We start from the raw sequence: 17,103 nt of genomic DNA on the forward strand, positions 1-17,103 counted from the left end.
GATGAAAGGGGGATGCATAAAAATATCGATCGATTGGAAGACTATGCCGTAAACGGAAAGGCGAGGGGATGTTCGTGGGTTTATTCTCATTTTGGAAAAAAAAGAAAAAACGCCCCCCTCAGCGGCCCATTTCGCAGCTTTGGGAAACGCTGCGGCAATCGAGCGATTTTGTCGAAGTGTCGTTTGTTGTGGGAGGTAAGGAGCTGTCGATTTATTATTTTGATTCACTCGTCGATCCGCAAGTGCTGCAAGAGCGGATTCTTTGCCATTTGCAAAACGACATTCCAAACCATCCAACTGTCCGTTTGGAAGACTTGCAGCAAATCGTGCCGATTCAGCGCATTGAAGTGAGCGAAGACACGGCGCTGATTGAAGAGAAGGTGCTGAAAGGGTTTGTCGCTGTCACATTCCGCGAGCAACCGAACAAAGCGGCGCTCATGGGCGCCGCGGCTGAAAATTTGGGGCTTCGGGAAAACAATGATTCGGAAAACGAATTCAGCGTCGTTGGGCCCAAAGTCGGATTTGTGGAAAATGTCGGCGTCAACTTGCATCTCATCCGCCGGCAAGTGGTGACGCCAAATCTTGTGTTTCGGGAAATGTCGATCGGTTCGATGTCGAAAACGAAAGTGGTCATCGCCTACATCGACGGTGTCGCTAATCCGGAAGTCATTCAAACGGTGACGCAGCGGCTTGAGTCCATTCATTTTGACGTCGTGTTTGACAACGCGATTTTGGATCAGCTGCTCGCGGATAATTCACGGACGCCGTTTCCTCTTTTTATCTCGACCGAGCGGATCGATCGGGCCATCTATGCGCTTGTGTCGGGTCAGGTGGCCATTTTTTGCGACGGCTCCCCGTATGCCGTGATTGGCCCCGCCGCTCTCTTCGATTTTTTTACGTCGCCCGAAGATTATTACTTGCCATGGGTGCTCGGTACGTTTTTCCGGCTCATTCGGTTTTTCGGCGTTGCGTTTTCCGTGTTGGCGTCGCCGATTTATGTGGCGGTGCTGACGTATCATTATGAAATGATTCCCGAAGACTTGCTTGGACCGATCATTTATTCACGCTCGAACGTGCCATTTCCGCCGATGCTCGAGGTGCTGTTTTTGGAAATTACGATTGAGCTGTTGCGCGAGGCCGGGGCGCGGCTGCCGACGAAAGTCGCGCAAACGCTCGGGATTGTCGGCGGGATTGTCATCGGGCAAGCAACCGTTGATGCCGGGCTGACGAGTACGATTTTGTTGATTGTCGTCGCGTTGGCGGCGCTCGCTTCGTTTACAACGCCGATTTTCAAAATGTCCAACACGATTCGGTTCATCCGGTTTCCATTTATTTTGTTTGCCGCTTTCTGGGGCGGGATCGGCATTATCTTTGCCGTCTGCGGGCTGCTCATTCATTTAGGGCGGCTGCAGTCGTTTGGTTATCCGTATTTGCTGCCGTTTTATCCATTTCGTGTTCGCAGCTTCCGCGATACATTCATTCGTTCGCCATACAGTGAAACGGCGGAGCGGCCGATGTTTCTTCGTCCGCGGTCGCGGTTTCGTTACGATCCGAATGCGGCGAAGCAAAAACGCGACATTGATGAGTAAGGGGGATCATGATGAGGCGTGGGCTCGCATGGGTCGGTGCGCTGCTGTTGCTTGGCGGCTGCGCCAGTTCGCGGCCGATTGATGAAATTCAAATTATTCAACAGATGGGGTATGATTTCGAGAACGGCCGCTACACGGGCACCGCGGTGTACCCGACGTTCAAGCAAGGGCCGATGACAAAGCCGAATATGCTGACGACGACGTCGCCGACGGTCTACGACTTGATTCCGCGCCTGTCATCGAAATCCGCGCTGCCGGTTGAGGAAGGGCAGCTGCGCTTGATTTTGTTCGGCAAGGAGTTTGCCAGGCGGGGGGTGACGCAAATTACGCACAGCCTCGCGCGCAACAACAAAGTCGGCAGTCATTTGCTGCTTGGCGTAGCGGAAGAAAGCGCGAAGGAGCTGCTGAAAATCACGGCGAAAACGACGCTGAGCGATACGTTGTATTTGCCGAATCTGGTGGAGCAGAATGAGCAGTCGATGAACTTGCCGAAAACGAATTTGCACTTGTTTTTGTATCGCTATTTTTCCCCAGGCAGCGATCCGTTTTTGCCGTATTTTGAAAAAAAAGGAGATTTCGTCAAGCTTGAAGGGGTCGCGTTGTTTCGCGACGACCAATATGTCGGGCATGTGAGTTTGCGTGATTCGTTTTTAATGAAAATTTTGCTTGGAGAAACGAAAAACGGCGTCTACCAGCTGAAGGTTGGGAATCGCGGGAAACAGGGCGAGGATCGGGTGATGCTGCAAAACTTATGGGCGAAGTCGAAATATGAATGGAAGCGTGATGGAAGCCGCCATGTGCTTGATGTGTTCGTCCATATCCATGCGTCGGTGCGGGATTACCCGTCATGGCTCGATCAGCCGGGTCAAGATTTGTTTGCTGATGTGAAGAAAAAAATGCAAAACGAATTGGAGCATAATATGCGTCGGTTATTCCGTTATTTTCAGAAAAAACGGATTGACCCGCTCGGCATCGGCGATTTTGTTCGCAGTGTGACAAGACATTGGGATTCCGACGCGTTTTACCGTGAATACCCGGATCTAGACATCCGCCCGCACGTCACGGTGGATATCGTCCATACCGGCATTGGCGAATAAGACGGGGAACATGAGGAGGGATTAGGATGAAGCAGGCCATTCAGGAACGGTTTCTCATCTCCCCGTTTCTTGTGTTTTTTGTCATTCATGCTACGCAAGTTGGGGTCGGGGCACTCAATTTTCAGCGTCCACTGATGAAAGAGGCGGGGCAGGATGCCTGGATGGCAGTCTTAATGGCCGGGCTGGCGGCGCACGTGTTGATTTGGCTGATGTATCGGCTGCTGTCGCATTTGCCATCAGGCGGAGACCTCGTGTCGCTTCATGAACAGTACTTCGGGCGGTGGATCGGCGGGGTGCTGAGCCTTGGACTTCTTTTTTACTACGCGTTGGCGGCGTTTATGGTGCTTCAATCATACATTGAAATCATTAAAGTATGGGTGTTCCCGTTGATGGGGGCGTGGCAGTTCAGCCTTATGTTTTTGCTGATGACGTATTATGTCGTCTCCGGCGGGTTTCGCGTCGTTGTCGGCTTATGCGTTTGGGGGGTGGTGACTCCGCTGTTGACGATTTTTCCGATGGTTTTCTTTCCGCTTGAGTATGCTCAATACCGGAATTTATTGCCGGTGTTCGACCATTCGTTTGGGCAATTGGCAAAAGCATCGAAAGAGATGGTGCTGCAATATTTAGGGTTTGAAATGCTGCTGATGTATTACCCGTTTTTAAAACAGGCTCCGTCCTCGCAAAAGTGGGCGCATGCGGCCAACGCATTTACGATGTTCATTTATTTTGTTTTGATCCTTATTTCCATCGTGTTTTATAACAAAGAGCAAATTCAGCATATTACATGGCCGACGCTGACGCTGGCCAAAATTCCGGAAGTGCCGTTTATCGAGCGGATGGAGTATATTGTCATCTCGATTTATGTGCTCGTTGTGTTCCCGATCATCGCGGTCTCTATTTGGGCGGCGACGCGCGTGATCAAACAGCTGTTCGCTGTTCAGCAGCGCCGTTCGCTTCCCGTGTTGCTCGCTTGCTTATTTGTCGGGACGCTGTTTTTCCAAGAGAAGACAGATATTGAGCAGTTGACGGAATGGACAGCGAAGGCAGGGTTTTATCTTGTCGCGGTGTATGTTCCGCTCCTGTATGTGTATGTATGGACAGCGGAAAAAGTGAAAAAGACGCTACAACAAAAGCCATAAGTATGGTATAGTAAAGAAGAAAAACAGAAGAATCGCAATTCCGTACGCTTGTACGGGAGAGGTTTCTAGCAAAACCCTCTATAAAAAACTAGGGACGGCTGTATCCTAGGGGTATGGCCTTTTTTGTTTTGGAAACCTCTTCTGCTGCTGATTCAGAAGGAGGTTGATCATGATGAAGATGAATGAAGAAAAGGCGGTCGTTGTCTTCAGCGGCGGCCAAGACAGCACGACGTGTTTGTTTTGGGCGAAAAAACAGTTTGGTGAAGTGGAAACGGTGACGTTTGACTATGGGCAGCGTCATCGCCGCGAAATTGAAGTCGCTCAGGCAATTGCCGCTGAGCTTGGCGTTCGTCATACGGTGCTCGATATGTCGCTGCTTGGGCAATTGGCGCCGAACGCCCTAACGCGCCGGGACATCGCCATTGAACAAAAGGAAGGCGAGCTGCCGACGACATTTGTGGACGGGCGCAATTTGTTGTTTTTATCATTCGCCGCGGTGTTTGCCAAACAGCGGGGCGCGCGCCATCTCGTCACCGGAGTGTGCGAAACAGATTTCAGCGGCTATCCGGACTGCCGCGATGTGTTTATCAAATCATTGAACGTCACGCTGAATTTAGCGATGGATTACGAATTTGTCATTCATACGCCGCTCATGTGGCTGACGAAAGCGGAGACGTGGAAGCTCGCGGATGAGCTCGGGGCGCTCGAGTTCATTCGCACGAAGACGCTGACGTGCTATAACGGCATCATCGCCGACGGCTGCGGCGAATGTCCGGCATGCTTGCTGCGCAAGCGCGGGTTGGATGAATATTTGCGGGAAAAAGCGGGGGTGGAGCGGCCATGATGCACCAGCTTTATCCGCAAGTGATGCACCCTTACCGCTATGAGCTGAACAAAGATATGCACATCGCCGCCGCCCATTTCATCCCGCACGAAGCGGCCGGGAGCTGCGCCAACGTGCACGGCCACACGTACATCGTCAATGTGACGATTGCTGGCGATGAGCTCGATGAAAGCGGATTTTTGGTCAATTTTCAAACGATCAAACAGCTTGTGCATGGAAAGCTGGATCATACGTTGCTCAATGACCATAGCGATTGGTTTGACGGTCATGACCCGAATCGGTTTCCGACGACGGAAGTGGTGGCGCGCACGATTTATGAAACGATTCAGCGCTATTTGGATACGCTGCCGCACAAGCCGACATGTTTGCAAGTGTTTGTCCGCGAAACGCCGACAAGTTATGTCGTCTACCGGCCGAAAGCGGGGGAGCGGTAATGGCGCGCACGATTCCGGTGCTAGAGATTTTTGGTCCGACCATCCAAGGAGAGGGAATGGTGATCGGCCAAAAGACGATGTTCGTCCGCACAGCCGGCTGCGATTATCGCTGCCGCTGGTGCGATTCGGCGTTTACGTGGGACGGATCAGCGAAAGACGAGATCGAGCAGTTGACGGCAGACGACATTTGGCGGCGGCTTGAAGCCATGGGCGGCCGCCGCTTCCGCCACGTGACGATTTCAGGCGGCAACCCGCTTCTGATTGCGGCTCTTGGGGAGCTCATCGCGCTTCTTCATGAAAAAGGGATGCGGGTTGCGGTTGAAACGCAAGGGAGCCGTTGGCAGGATTGGCTGCTTGACATTGACGATGTCACCCTTTCCCCGAAGCCGCCAAGCTCGGGGATGGACACCGACTGGTCGGCGCTCGATCAAATCATGGAACGGCTGCAGGCTGACCAAAGCCGGGTGCGGCGCATCAGCTTGAAAGTCGTCGTCTTTGATGACGCCGATTTGGCGTATGCGAAAGAGGTGCACTGCCGCTACCCAGGTGTTCCGTTTTATTTGCAGACAGGAAACGCCGATGTGGCCGATTCGGATGTGGATGCACTCCGCGCGAAGCTTCTCAGTCGGTTGGAATGGCTCGTGGAACAAGCCGCCGATTCGGAAGAGCTGGCAGACGTCCACATCCTGCCGCAGCTGCACACGCTTCTTTGGGGAAACAAGCGCGGCGTGTAAAGCGGGGTGCGGCCGCTCACGTTGCATGAATCAAAGGGAGGAATGAAGGAATGGCAGGAAGAAAAGAGGAAGAATTGAAAGACTTGACGCTGCTTGGCCATCAAGGGACAACGTATTCGTTTACGTACAACCCCAATCTTCTTGAAGTGTTTGACAACAAACATCCTGACCGGGATTATTTCGTGAAGTTCAATTGTCCGGAGTTCACCTCGCTATGTCCCAAAACCGGGCAGCCGGACTTCGCGACGATTTACATCAGCTACATCCCGGACAAAAAATGCGTCGAAAGCAAATCGTTGAAGCTGTATTTGTTCAGCTTCCGCAATCATGGCGACTTTCACGAAGACTGCGTCAACATCATTATGAACGATTTGATTAAAGTCATGGAACCGCGCTATATCGAAGTGTGGGGCAAATTCACCCCGCGCGGCGGCATTTCCATCGATCCGTACTGCAATTGGGGGCGCCCGGGGACAAAATACGAAAAAATAGCGGAATACCGGCTGCTCAACCACGACTTGTATCCAGAAAAAGTCGACAACCGCTAAACTACAAAAAAGAGGTAGTTTTTTCGCCAACACTCCTATATAATGGACAGTGAATGTTTGCCTTGGAGGTTTTGGCGTTGGAGCGAAGAACAGCTCTTTTGCTTGGGGCGAGCGGCTTGGTCGGCGGGGAACTGCTCAAGTTGCTGCTTGAGTCGGATTTGTACCGGCAAGTGACCATTTTTGTCCGCACCCCGCTGCCGATTAAACATGAAAAACTGCAGCAAGTCGTCGCCGATTTTGCGCGGCTTGAATCGTATGAGCGGCATTTTTATGTCGATGATGTGTTTTGCTGCCTCGGAACGACGCGGAAAAAGGCGAAAACGAAGCAGCAGTTCATTCAAGTTGACTATGAATATACGCTGCGCGCGGCGGCGTTGGCGGAAAAGTGCCGCGTGAAAAGCTTTTTGACCGTCTCTTCGGTTGGCGCCAACCCGTGTTCGCCGTTTTTTTACCAGCGCGTCAAAGGAGAGGTGGAAGAGGCGTTGCAGCGGCTTTCCATCCCATCGCTTCATATTTTCCGTCCATCGTTGCTCGTCGGCAAGCGTCGGGAGTTCCGCCTTGGCGAGATGCTCGCCGGGTGGCTGTTATGCCGGCTGCCGTTTTTGTTCGTCGGCAAATGGAAAAAATATAAGCCGGTTGACGCCCATCAGCTTGCTTTGGCGATGTTTTACCGGGCGGCGTCCGCAGCGAACGGCGTCCACATCTATGAATGTGATGAACTCGCCCGCATTTCGTAAACAAAAAAGAGGCTCTTGACGGCCTCTTTTTTCTATTCAATAATCTTATAATTTTTATGGTTGACCACCGTCCGCTCTTGCAAATCAAGCTCGCGGTAGTTTTTCATATATGTCAAATCGACGATGACCGAGTTTTCGTTCACTTTTTCCACGATGCCGCGCAATCCATTTTTAAATTCAATAATGTCCCCGACTTTTGCTTTTTTCACCATTCTATCATTCCCCTTTTTAAACCGAATATAGTCGTCGGCGGCTAAAACGGGCGTGATCGGCCGAAAAGGCGGCCGGCCGGTGCGCCCTGGCCGTTGTGCCCGCTCTTTATAAAAAGGAGCAGGCGCTTTTTTACTAGTTTGCCTTATTTTTATGCACAAGTAAAGGGGTTTCTTTCCTAAAATCTGATATTTTAAAAAAAAAAACAAGGGGCGAAGCCGTCCCCTTGTTTTCGTCTACTTGGCAAACACATGGTTGACGATGACGACGGTCACTGGACGCGAGCGCAGCCATTTGCTTTTCGCCGTTTTCGGATTGTAGAAATAGAGCGAGCCGTTTCCTAAACCGCGAAAAGCAAGTGCTTCTTCAACGGCGCGGTATGATTCACGGTCGGCCGGTTCGTTGATCGATCCGTTTGCGACCGGCGTGAATGCATAATGGCCGCCAGAGCGCTCATAAATGACAGCGCGGATCGTATCCGGAAAATCCGGATGGTCGACGCGGTTGAGCACGACCGTTGCCACGGCCACTTTCCCGGCGTACGGTTCCCCTTTCGCCTCGGCATGGACGAGGCGAGCGAGCAAATCTTTCTCCGCCGCCGTGATGCCGGCATCAGGGATGACGAGTTTTTCACCAGGATATAGCCAATCGTCTTTGCGGTTTGTCTGCTGCAGTTGTTTCAGCGGCACACCGTATTGTTTCGCGATTTTCCAAAGCGTATCGCCGCGCTTGACGGTGTGGATCATCGCCGCATCGGCATGGCCGGCAAAGAAAAATATGCCGCACAACATAGCCGTCACCCATGCTTTTGCTTGTTTCATCCACATCCCTCCTTTTGTCTTGCAAACTCGCTACTAGAGTAACAAGGATCACGCGATGAGTCATTATCGAAATGATGGAAAAAACGCGCGAGGCATTGAAATGACTAGTTTCATAGAGAGGGATGGAAAATTCTCCGCGAGCAAAAACACCCGGCTTCCAGGACGGAAAGCCGGGTGTGAAGCCATGGGGACAGGAGCTTTTAGCTGCGTGGAGCATCCATATAGTGGTAAATAACGTGGCCGCCGCGCTGGGCGATGCCGCGAAATCGTTTGAAGTCGGGCTGTTTGACGAGCACGGCACGAAAAACAGGGAAGTCCTCTTTTTTCACCAACAGTTCGGAGATGATTCCGTTGCGCAATTCATCGATTTGCTTGGCCGCCAGTGCTTCATCCATCGCATGTCCCCCCAAGCGTTGATTCGGCATCGTCACCGTTATTTATCGTATCACAGACGCCTGTTGGGTTAAATACCTATATTTTGGCCGGGCAAACACCCTTTGCTTGTTCTGACATACAATATGGGTGGGTACGCGCCCCGAGAATATAAGCAAGAAAGGGAGAGAACAATGAATCATTGGGATCCGTATATGAATGGTCCGTTTTCAACCTCTTCCGGCCATGACAATGAAGCCGGGTGGATGGAGAATAACGTGCCGCCGATGGCTCCGCTATCGGCAACGACGCCAAATGAAGCGACGCCGACTCAAGTGATGCCGATGGCGTATTATCCGCCGGCAGCGCCTTATGGCTATTGGTGTCCACCGGTTGCGCCGCCAGCGCCGCTTGTCAGTCCGGTCCATCTTGACAGTCCAGACAGTCCGGACAGCTCCGATATGATGCTGCCGGCGCCGCCGCTCGGTTTAGGAGCCGGGCCGAATATGGCCCATGCTTCCGTTTGGCCGATGGGTGGGAAAGAAAACACGCCGCCGATGACGCCTGATGACGCCGCTATTCCGTATGGCATGACGGCCCCGTATGCAGAAAACGTCCCCCCGGCTGGCAGCACGGCTCCCGTGGCCGTTCCTGGCACGCTGTCTGGAATGGCTGCTGGTGCAACACCAGGTTTCGTTCCTGGCGCACATCCGTATGCGCCGCTGTACTATCCACCGATGGCGCCGCAGCCGTATGCCCCGGTGATGCCGTATGGCTATGGCTATCCCGCTGCGCCGCTGCCTCCATATTATGGCGGAGGAACCCCGTATGCACCTGGCTTTCCAATCTCGTATGGCCCCTATCGGTAAGATGCCAAAAAAGACCGCCGAATGGCGGTCTTTTTTACATCTCGGGCCGAGAAAATCCTCACTTCCATGCGTGAGCGCAAGTGGGGGATGAATCGGTATCTTTCCTCATCCACCTTTCTCTTGCATCAAGAGAACGAAAGGTATAAAATGGTCATGAATAGAACAAACGTTCCTTATCGTAGGAGGGAAGGCCATGCATAAGGCCTACCTCTTTCGGTTGGATCCCATCCGAAAGCAAACGGAGCAAAGGAAGGGAGAAGAGATTGCACATGAGCATGGAACAGAAAACAGCCATTGTCACCGGTGGAGCGAATGGGATCGGCAAGGCGATCGCTAGAGCATTCGCAAAACAGGGAGCGAACGTCGTGATCATCGACCGCGATATTCAAAACGGTGAAGCGTTCGCCGCGCAATTGCAGTCGGACGGGTTCAAGGCGATCTTTGTGGCAGCGGATGTGCGGAAGGTGGACGATATTGAACGGTTTGTACAAGAAGCTGCCGGCCGCTTCGGCCGCATTGACTATTTGATCAACAATGCTGGCGTCTCACGCTGGAAGTCGCCGTATGAGCTGACGGTTGAGGAGTGGGATGACGTGCTGTCAACGAATTTGCGCAGCGCTTTTTTTGCTTCTCGAGAAGCAGCGAAATATATGCGCCGCAATGCAAAAGGCGGAGCCATCGTCAACATTGCCTCGACAAGGGCGCTCATGTCCGAGCCGAATTCCGAGGCGTACGCTGCATCGAAAGGCGGCCTTGTCGCTTTGACCCATGCGCTGGCGGTGTCGTTTGCGGATGATCGCATTCGCGTCAATTGCATCAGCCCCGGTTGGATTGAAACGGGCGATTATGGGCAACTGCGAGACATTGACCACCGGCAGCACCCGGCCGGCCGCGTCGGCAAACCGGACGATATCGCCCGCGCTTGTCTGTATTTATGCGATGAGGAAAACGATTTTATCACCGGGGTCAATTTGGTCATCGACGGGGGAATGACAAGGAAAATGATTTATATTGAGTAGGGAGCGGGCGTTTGTTAAAATAAACAAAATGGGGACGGCTTGAAAGGAAAAGGTGGGACGGAAAAATGAAAATCCGCAAAACGCCGGTGATGGACGGACAAGCTCCGGCTAATGTCTACATTTACGAAAATCGAAAAGAAGAATATATCGTGATTGCCATTCCGGCGCTTGAGTGGTCATTTTCGTTCGCCTATGAGGAAGAGGCGGAGGCGGTGGCCGAGCGGCTTGAGGCATCGCTAAAAAAGCGGCTTGACCATGAGCGCGCCGCCCTCTTGGCCGTGCGGTTGCTCGGCTGGGCGCGGGAAATGTAGCCTAGAGGGCGACCGTGGCCGCCAGCGACTTTGCATGTTAGGGGTTCGATGACAACGTGGTCAACAAAACAAAAGTAATCGCAGTATATATCATAGGCAGCATTTTATGGATTGCCGCCACCGACACCCTGCTCAATATGCTGTCGATCAGCCGCGCTGTATATATGGCGCTTGGCGCCGCCAAAGGGGCCGTGTTTATTTTGCTCTCGGCTATTTTTTTGTACCAGCTGTTAAAAAAACGCGAGCAGCTGGAAAAGATCGAAGAAAATGAACAACAGCTGCTTACGCTCATCAATTCGATGCCCGATTTCGTTTGCTTTAAAGACAGCGAGGGTCGATGGCTGCGCGTCAACGATTTCGGACAGCGGCTTTATCATCTCGAGCGTATCGACTATGTCGGGAAAACCGATCGTGAACTTGGCGAGCTGGTGCCGTTTTTTAAGGACGCTTTCGAGCAGTGCATCGAATCGGACCGCGAAGCATGGAAAAGCGGAACGGTCACCCGCCGCGAGGAGTCGTTTGCGACGCCGGATGGGGAAGTGAAGACGTTTGACGTCATTAAAGTGCCGCTCTTTGACGAAAACGGAGCGCGCAAAGGGCTGCTGACGATCGGCCGCGACATTACCCAGCAAAAGCTTGCCGAGGAGCTGCTCTTGAAAAAAGAAAAGCTGTCCGTCCTTGGCGAGCTGGCCGCCGGCATTGCCCATGAAATCCGCAATCCGCTCACCTCCATGAAAGGATTTATTCAGATGATGCAAGAAACGCGCGAAGTGAATGATCATTATATGCGCATTATGTTAAGTGAACTCGGCCGCATCAACCAAATTGTGAGCGAGCTGCTGGTGCTCGCCAAGCCGCAAAGCCACGATTATCGGCCGTTTTTGCTAGACGAGGCCATTTCGTATGTCATCAGCTTGATTGGCCATGAGGCGACGTTGAACAACGTTTCCATTTCCGTCCATAACACCGCTCCGAAAGCTTGTGTGTACGGCGATCAAAACCAAATTGTTCAAGTGTTGTTGAACGTTATGAAAAATGCCATCGAAGCGATGCCTGATGGCGGAATTTTATACGTCCACGTTGCGGAAGCGGACGGGAAGATCTATGTCGATGTTGCCGACACCGGCGTCGGCATTTCGAAAGAGCGGCTGCAGAAAATCGGTGAACCGTTTTTCACTTTGAAAGAAAAAGGAATGGGGCTCGGGCTGACGACAAGCATGAAAATCGTTCAAGAACATAAAGGAACGATGCGGATCGAAAGCGAGGTTGGGAAGGGAACGACTGTTCATTTGACGTTTCCGTCCGGCGGCGTCAAAGCCGCAAACGGCCGGCAAAATGCGCTGTCATAACAACAGGCGTCCACGCAGAGCGAGGATGTCTGTTTTTTTTTGGGCTAACGGCTCAATCGATGGCTGATAGGCAGCCGAGTTCTATGGCAGGCAGAGGCCGATGCTTTGCGGATCATCATAGGCCCTGTCGGTGCACAGCGCGTTTTGGTTCGTAAAATTTCTCTTTCAGTTGTTTAGGGTCGAAACTGCCGATCGTGCAGGGAACGATTCCGACTTAGCTTTGCTTGAAGTGGGAGACTTCTTTCGGAAATCCGTTAAAAATGAAACCTATTGCACATGATAAACGTAGTTTGGGGAGGGATAATGGGAAAAGGATGTGATGGTGTGTTCATCGCCCAACTGGCAGTCATTTTGTTCGCCGCCAAACTTGCCGGCGATCTTGCCGTGCGCCTTGGCCAGCCCGCCGTGCTCGGCAAGCTGCTCATCGGCATTGTGCTTGGTCCGAGCGTGCTCGGTGTGATCGAGGATACCGACCTTTTGCAGGAGTTAAGCCAAATCGGCGTCATTTTGCTTATGTTTATCGCCGGCCTTGAGACGGATATGGACCAGTTTCGGCGCACTGGAAAAGCTGCTGTGGCGGTCGGAGTGCTCGGCATTCTCGTTCCGCTGCTCGCCGGGTATGCGGCTAGCGCAGCGTTCGGCATGGAAACCGGCACAGCTCTTTTCCTCGGACTTTTGCTGTCCGCAACGAGCGTCAGCATTTCCGTGCAGGCGCTCAAAGAGATGGGACAGCTGCAATCGAAGGAAGGATCCGCGATTCTCGGCGCGGCGGTCATCGACGACGTGCTGGTCGTCATTGCCTTGGCGTTTTTATTAAGCCTAACTGGCGGCGACGTCGAGCTTGGTGCGGTCGTGCTGAAAAAAGCTGTTTTTTTTGCCGTCGCCATTTTGCTCGCTTGGAAAGCCATCCCGCTCGTATTAAAGTGGTTTGCCCCGTTGCGTGTGACAGAGGCGGTCGTCTCAGCCGGGCTGGTCATCTGTTTTGCCTTTGCCTATTTTGCTGAGGCGATGGGGGTGGCGGCGATCATCGGCGCCTATATGGCCGGGCTTGGCGCGAGTTTTACGGACTATCGGGAAGAAGTATTTGAGAAAGTGGAAACGATCGCCTATTCTTTGTTTGTCCCTGTCTTTTTTACCTCCATCGGGGTTGCGGCCGACTTTTCCGGCATCGTCGAGCATTGGCCGCTGATTGTCGGTTGGAGTGCGCTCGCGATTTTGACAAAGCTTGTCGGCGCCGCGCTGGGGGCAAAATGGGCCGGATTTTCGTGGGGAAGCTCGCTGGCGGTAGGTGCTGGCATGGTGTCGCGCGGTGAGGTGGCGCTCATCATCGCCGGCATCGGCTTGGAAGCCGGCCTGCTTGATGGAGACATGTTTGCGGTCATGATCATCGTCGTATTGGTAACGACTGTTGTGACGCCGCCATTATTGAAGATGATTTTCAGCCGTCTTCATCCGGTGCGCCGGACGGCCTAGTCGCCGTCGAAGTGGGCGGCCGGGCCGATGGCCGGCGCTATAGCGGCAAAACAGCGGGGCTGTCCCCAAGAAAGGGCAGCCTCGCTGTCGCTACGAGCGGTTCTTTTTCGCTTGTTTGGCCGTATCCACGCTGTCTTTGGCCATTTCTGCCTCCGCCTTGGAGACGGTCGGGTTGGCTGTTTCTTGGCTCACCTTGTTTTGTCTCCCTTTGTTCGACATGCGATCCCCTCCTTTCGGCTCGTTTCGCTCCGCTTGCCGTATGCCCGCAAAACCTTTCCTCCCTCCCAGCCCTCTTATTAGTATGTCGAGAAGAGCATCTCCCCATCCAAAAAACGTCATTGAGAGCGATGGCCCGTCCGGTTTATAATGTAGTCTGCATAGACTAGCGGCAGACGATGGGTGCGGAAAGGAGGGAGCCTGATGGAACAGCCGTTTCGCGTCGAAAAAACGCTCAACAATAACGTGTTAATCGCTTCCCATCCGGCGTATGGCGAAGTCGTCCTGCTTGGCAAAGGAATCGGCTTCGGCAAAAAACGGGGGGACGAGATTGCGAAGAGCGCTGTGGAAAAATGTTTCGTTCTGAAAAACGAACGCGAACAAGAGCAATACAAAAAGCTGCTTCCGGAATTGAGCGAAGAATTCATCGCCCTCATGAGCGAGGTGGTTCAACATATTCAGCAACGCGTGGGCGCACCGCTCGACGAGCACATCCATGTGGCGCTGACGGACCATATCGCCTTTACATTAAAGCGGCTTGAGCAAGGATTGGACGTCAAAAACCCGTTTTTGGCTGAGACGAAAAGCTTGTATCCGTTGGAATATGAAATTGCCCATGAAGTGGCCCGCACGATTGAACAAAAGCTCGGAGTCTCCCTGCCTGAAGGGGAGACAGGCTTTATTGCTCTTCATATTCATAGCGCGATTTCGAAACAAAGCGTGTCAGAAGCGAATCGATATTCCCAGCTCATTGCTGACCTTGTCAAGATCGTCGAGCAACAGCTTGGCGTTGACATCGACCGCGAGAGCGTTCATTATTTGCGTTTCGTCCGCCATTTGCGCTATGCGATTGAGCGGATGAAAAAAGGTGAAAAAGTCGAAGAACCAAAAAATTTGTCGAAAATCTTGAAGGAAGCGTATCCATTGTGCTATAATCTAGCATGGAAGTTGGTTAAGGTCATGCAGCAAACGCTTCATCTGCCGGCGGACGATGCCGAGGCGGTCTATTTGACGTTGCATTTGCAACGGCTGGCGGAGAAAAAGAACAATACAACTGCATAGGTTGTCTCGCTTTACGTGTTACTGACTCGATCAGGCATGAGTAAAGAGGGCAAATAAGGCGGCAACAGTTGCGAATGTATGCGCGCTGTTGTAAGCGTTCTTTTTGCCTCTCTTTAGTCATGCCTTTTTTATTGCGCCGATGCCCCTCGGAAGCGTCCGCTCCATTTTCGATACATGAATCGGCTGTTTGCTGCAAAACTTAAGAAAAGGAACCTAAAGGAGGTTATGAAGATGAAGCGAGCGTTTGGCACGCTGCAAAAAGTCGGGAGAGCGCTCATGTTGCCGGTGGCGATTTTGCCGGCGGCCGGGATTTTGCTGGCGTTTGGCAATGCGTTGAAAAACCCGGCGCTCACGGATAAAATTCCCGCATTAAAAGCCGATTGGGTCGTGCTCGTCTCCAACGTGATGGAGCAAGCGGGCGGCATCGTCTTCTCCAACTTGTCGCTCTTGTTTGCGGTCGGCGTAGCGATCGGCCTTGCCGGCGGGGACGGAGTCGCAGGCTTGGCGGCGATCATCGGCTACTTGATTATGAACGTGACGATGAGCGTCATCTTAGGTGTAACGGCCGATATGGTCGGCGCTGACCCGTCGTATGCCAACATTCTCGGCATCCCGACGCTGCAAACCGGCGTCTTTGGGGGGATTATCGTCGGGATTTTGGCCGCCTACATGTACAACAAATACTTCAATATTGAACTGCCGCAATATCTCGGCTTTTTTGCCGGCAAGCGGTTCGTGCCGATCGTGACGGCGGCGTCTGCGGTCGTGCTTGGCATTATCATGACATTCATCTGGCCGCCGATTCAGCACGGGCTCAATGCGTTTTCGCACAATATGATCGATGCGAACAAACCGTTGGCCGCCTTTATTTTCGGCGTCATCGAACGGGCGTTGATTCCGTTTGGCTTGCATCATATTTTCTATGCACCGTTTTGGTTTGAATTTGGCGAATACGTCAATAAAGCCGGGCAAGTGGTCCATGGCGACCAAAAAATCTTTTTCGAGCAGCTGAAAGACGGCGTGGAACTGACGGCCGGCACGTTCATGACCGGGAAGTTTCCGTTTATGATGTTCGGCCTTCCGGCAGCGGCGCTTGCCATCTACCATGAAGCGCGGCCAGAAAACAAAAAAGTTGTGGCCGGCATTATGGGATCGGCTGCGTTGACATCGTTTTTGACTGGGATTACCGAACCGATCGAATTTTCGTTCTTGTTTGTCGCTCCGGTGCTGTTTGCCATTCACTGCGTTTTTGCCGGCTTGTCGTTTATGATCATGCACTTGTTGAACGTCAAAATCGGGATGACGTTCTCCGGCGGGGTCATTGACTTCTTGCTGTTTGGCGTTCTGCCAAACCGGACGGCATGGTGGCTCGTCATTCCGGTCGGCTTGGTGTTTGCCGTGATTTATTATTTCGGGTTCCGCTTTGCGATCCGCAAATGGGATTTGGCGACGCCGGGCCGGGAAAAAACGGTCGAGGAAGCACCGAAAGCCGAGGCGGCCGCTGCTGGCGACCTGCCGTATGAAGTGCTCGCTGCTCTTGGCGGAAAGGAAAACATCGAACATTTGGACGCCTGCATTACACGTTTGCGCGTGTCGGTCCATGACATTGGCCAAGTCGATAAAGACCGCCTGAAGGCGCTTGGCGCTGCCGGGGTGCTGGAAGTCGGCAACAACGTGCAAGCGATTTTCGGTCCGAAATCGGATATGTTAAAAGGGCAAATTCAAGACATCATGCAAGGAAAAGCGCCGGCCCGTGCGGCGGAAGAAGAAAAGCCGAAAACAGCGGCTTCGGAAGCCGCGGAGTCCGAAACGATCGCTTCGCCGATGTCCGGAGAAATCGTTCCGCTCGCTGAAGTGCCGGACCAAGTGTTTTCGCAAAAAATGATGGGCGATGGGTTCGCAGTCATGCCGACGGACGGCACGGTCGTCTCTCCGGTTGATGGGAAGATCATCAACGTCTTTCCGACGAAGCACGCCATTGGCATTCAGTCGGCCGGCGGGCATGAAATTTTGATCCACGTCGGCATCGATACGGTGAAGCTGAACGGCCAAGGGTTTGAAGCGCTTGTGAAGGAAGGCGACGAAGTGAAAAAAGGACAGCCGATTTTGCGCGTCGACCTTGATTATGTCAAACAGAACGCCCCATCGATCGTCACACCGGTGATTTTCACGAATCTCCAAGCCGGCGAAACGGTTCACGTCAACAAGCAAGGCTCAGTTGCTCGAGGAGAAGACGCTGTTGTGACGATCCGCTAAGCTGCTTATTCGCCGCGGGGCGG

19 protein-coding genes are annotated in these 17,103 nt (G+C 52.8%); 15 read left to right on the forward strand and 4 right to left on the reverse strand.

Going from position 1 to position 17,103, the window contains the following annotated elements; translation table 11 throughout:
- Positions 1-74 precede the first annotated feature (74 nt).
- The 8 genes from QWV57_RS04680 to QWV57_RS04715 all read left to right on the forward strand — a co-directional run bounded on the left by QWV57_RS04680 (position 75) and on the right by QWV57_RS04715 (position 7,122).
- The gene (locus QWV57_RS04680; RefSeq protein ID WP_081132881.1) at positions 75-1,589 is read left to right on the forward strand and encodes a spore germination protein; all 1,515 of its coding nucleotides are present in this window, start codon (positions 75-77) and stop codon (positions 1,587-1,589) included.
- An 11-nt stretch (positions 1,590-1,600) separates the two neighbouring features.
- Complete coding sequence (locus QWV57_RS04685; protein ID WP_081132882.1) at positions 1,601-2,686, forward strand: Ger(x)C family spore germination protein; 1,086 nt, start codon at positions 1,601-1,603, stop codon at positions 2,684-2,686.
- 26 nt (positions 2,687-2,712) lie between these two features.
- Positions 2,713-3,825, forward strand: a complete 1,113-nt coding sequence (locus QWV57_RS04690) for a GerAB/ArcD/ProY family transporter (RefSeq protein WP_081132883.1) — start codon at positions 2,713-2,715, stop codon at positions 3,823-3,825.
- A gap of 172 nt (positions 3,826-3,997) precedes the next feature.
- Positions 3,998-4,669, forward strand: coding sequence for a 7-cyano-7-deazaguanine synthase QueC (gene queC / locus QWV57_RS04695; RefSeq protein ID WP_015374272.1), 672 nt, complete (start codon positions 3,998-4,000; stop codon positions 4,667-4,669).
- Complete coding sequence (gene queD, locus QWV57_RS04700) at positions 4,666-5,103, forward strand: 6-carboxytetrahydropterin synthase QueD (protein WP_015374273.1); 438 nt, start codon at positions 4,666-4,668, stop codon at positions 5,101-5,103. Before queC ends, queD begins: the two co-directional genes overlap by 4 nt.
- Complete coding sequence (gene queE / locus QWV57_RS04705; protein ID WP_015374274.1) at positions 5,103-5,837, forward strand: 7-carboxy-7-deazaguanine synthase QueE; 735 nt, start codon at positions 5,103-5,105, stop codon at positions 5,835-5,837. The genes queD and queE overlap by 1 nt, the downstream gene beginning before the upstream one ends.
- 50 nt (positions 5,838-5,887) lie before the next feature.
- Positions 5,888-6,385, forward strand: a complete 498-nt coding sequence (gene queF / locus QWV57_RS04710) for a preQ(1) synthase (protein WP_081132884.1) — start codon at positions 5,888-5,890, stop codon at positions 6,383-6,385.
- Positions 6,386-6,438: 53 nt separating this feature from the next.
- Positions 6,439-7,122, forward strand: a complete 684-nt coding sequence (locus tag QWV57_RS04715; RefSeq protein ID WP_020754933.1) for an NAD(P)H-binding protein — start codon at positions 6,439-6,441, stop codon at positions 7,120-7,122.
- A gap of 32 nt (positions 7,123-7,154) precedes the next feature.
- On the opposite strand, the gene QWV57_RS04720 is transcribed toward QWV57_RS04715, so the two are convergent.
- The 3 genes from QWV57_RS04720 to ykzS form a co-directional block, all read right to left on the reverse strand.
- Complete coding sequence (locus tag QWV57_RS04720; protein ID WP_033005507.1) at positions 7,155-7,334, reverse strand: YkvS family protein; 180 nt, start codon at positions 7,332-7,334, stop codon at positions 7,155-7,157.
- Between the two features lie 234 nt (positions 7,335-7,568).
- A complete protein-coding gene (locus QWV57_RS04725) occupies positions 7,569-8,153 on the reverse strand; it encodes a cell wall hydrolase (protein ID WP_129446844.1) in 585 nt (194 codons plus the stop codon).
- A gap of 200 nt (positions 8,154-8,353) precedes the next feature.
- Complete coding sequence (ykzS, locus tag QWV57_RS04730) at positions 8,354-8,548, reverse strand: protein YkzS (RefSeq protein ID WP_011230483.1); 195 nt, start codon at positions 8,546-8,548, stop codon at positions 8,354-8,356.
- 171 nt (positions 8,549-8,719) lie between these two features.
- Between ykzS and QWV57_RS04735 the strand changes: the two genes are divergently transcribed.
- The 5 genes from QWV57_RS04735 to QWV57_RS04755 all read left to right on the forward strand — a co-directional run bounded on the left by QWV57_RS04735 (position 8,720) and on the right by QWV57_RS04755 (position 13,546).
- Positions 8,720-9,394 carry a hypothetical protein gene (locus QWV57_RS04735; RefSeq protein WP_011230484.1) on the forward strand — a complete coding sequence of 225 codons (675 nt, stop codon included), beginning with the start codon at positions 8,720-8,722 and terminating at the stop codon, positions 9,392-9,394.
- A 269-nt stretch (positions 9,395-9,663) separates the two neighbouring features.
- On the forward strand, positions 9,664-10,413 hold the full coding sequence (locus QWV57_RS04740) for an SDR family NAD(P)-dependent oxidoreductase (protein ID WP_013523280.1): 750 nt from the start codon (positions 9,664-9,666) through the stop codon (positions 10,411-10,413).
- Positions 10,414-10,478: 65 nt separating this feature from the next.
- A complete protein-coding gene (locus QWV57_RS04745) occupies positions 10,479-10,724 on the forward strand; it encodes a YueH family protein (RefSeq protein WP_011230486.1) in 246 nt (81 codons plus the stop codon).
- A 56-nt stretch (positions 10,725-10,780) separates the two neighbouring features.
- A complete protein-coding gene (locus QWV57_RS04750; protein WP_015374280.1) occupies positions 10,781-12,073 on the forward strand; it encodes an ATP-binding protein in 1,293 nt (430 codons plus the stop codon).
- A gap of 303 nt (positions 12,074-12,376) precedes the next feature.
- Positions 12,377-13,546: a cation:proton antiporter gene (locus tag QWV57_RS04755; RefSeq protein WP_174520670.1), complete on the forward strand. Its 1,170-nt coding sequence runs from the start codon at positions 12,377-12,379 to the stop codon at positions 13,544-13,546.
- Positions 13,547-13,636: 90 nt separating this feature from the next.
- Here QWV57_RS04755 and QWV57_RS04760 read toward each other — a convergent pair whose 3' ends face one another.
- The gene (locus tag QWV57_RS04760; RefSeq protein WP_015374282.1) at positions 13,637-13,765 is read right to left on the reverse strand and encodes a hypothetical protein; all 129 of its coding nucleotides are present in this window, start codon (positions 13,763-13,765) and stop codon (positions 13,637-13,639) included.
- A gap of 201 nt (positions 13,766-13,966) precedes the next feature.
- Between QWV57_RS04760 and glcT the strand changes: the two genes are divergently transcribed.
- Positions 13,967-14,824, forward strand: coding sequence for a glucose PTS transporter transcription antiterminator GlcT (gene glcT, locus QWV57_RS04765; RefSeq protein WP_129446845.1), 858 nt, complete (start codon positions 13,967-13,969; stop codon positions 14,822-14,824).
- Positions 14,825-15,055: 231 nt separating this feature from the next.
- Positions 15,056-17,080, forward strand: a complete 2,025-nt coding sequence (ptsG, locus tag QWV57_RS04770; RefSeq protein WP_033005500.1) for a glucose-specific PTS transporter subunit IIBC — start codon at positions 15,056-15,058, stop codon at positions 17,078-17,080.
- Positions 17,081-17,103 lie beyond the last annotated feature (23 nt).

The organism is Geobacillus zalihae, assembly GCF_030414215.1.
Lineage (GTDB): Bacteria > Bacillota > Bacilli > Bacillales > Anoxybacillaceae > Geobacillus > Geobacillus zalihae.

Coding starts and splice junctions, on each gene's coding strand:
- QWV57_RS04715 (WP_020754933.1), top strand. CDS start 6,439: ATGTTTGCCTTGGAGGTTTTGGCGTTGGAGCGAAGAACAGCTCTTTTG.
- QWV57_RS04720 (WP_033005507.1), bottom strand. CDS start 7,334: ATGGTGAAAAAAGCAAAAGTCGGGGACATTATTGAATTTAAAAATGGA.
- QWV57_RS04760 (WP_015374282.1), bottom strand. CDS start 13,765: ATGTCGAACAAAGGGAGACAAAACAAGGTGAGCCAAGAAACAGCCAAC.
- queE (WP_015374274.1), top strand. CDS start 5,103: ATGGCGCGCACGATTCCGGTGCTAGAGATTTTTGGTCCGACCATCCAA.
- QWV57_RS04685 (WP_081132882.1), top strand. CDS start 1,601: ATGAGGCGTGGGCTCGCATGGGTCGGTGCGCTGCTGTTGCTTGGCGGC.
- QWV57_RS04745 (WP_011230486.1), top strand. CDS start 10,479: ATGAAAATCCGCAAAACGCCGGTGATGGACGGACAAGCTCCGGCTAAT.
- queC (WP_015374272.1), top strand. CDS start 3,998: ATGAAGATGAATGAAGAAAAGGCGGTCGTTGTCTTCAGCGGCGGCCAA.
- QWV57_RS04755 (WP_174520670.1), top strand. CDS start 12,377: ATGGGAAAAGGATGTGATGGTGTGTTCATCGCCCAACTGGCAGTCATT.
- glcT (WP_129446845.1), top strand. CDS start 13,967: ATGGAACAGCCGTTTCGCGTCGAAAAAACGCTCAACAATAACGTGTTA.
- QWV57_RS04735 (WP_011230484.1), top strand. CDS start 8,720: ATGAATCATTGGGATCCGTATATGAATGGTCCGTTTTCAACCTCTTCC.
- queF (WP_081132884.1), top strand. CDS start 5,888: ATGGCAGGAAGAAAAGAGGAAGAATTGAAAGACTTGACGCTGCTTGGC.
- QWV57_RS04740 (WP_013523280.1), top strand. CDS start 9,664: ATGAGCATGGAACAGAAAACAGCCATTGTCACCGGTGGAGCGAATGGG.
- QWV57_RS04690 (WP_081132883.1), top strand. CDS start 2,713: ATGAAGCAGGCCATTCAGGAACGGTTTCTCATCTCCCCGTTTCTTGTG.
- ykzS (WP_011230483.1), bottom strand. CDS start 8,548: ATGGATGAAGCACTGGCGGCCAAGCAAATCGATGAATTGCGCAACGGA.
- queD (WP_015374273.1), top strand. CDS start 4,666: ATGATGCACCAGCTTTATCCGCAAGTGATGCACCCTTACCGCTATGAG.
- QWV57_RS04725 (WP_129446844.1), bottom strand. CDS start 8,153: ATGAAACAAGCAAAAGCATGGGTGACGGCTATGTTGTGCGGCATATTT.
- ptsG (WP_033005500.1), top strand. CDS start 15,056: ATGAAGCGAGCGTTTGGCACGCTGCAAAAAGTCGGGAGAGCGCTCATG.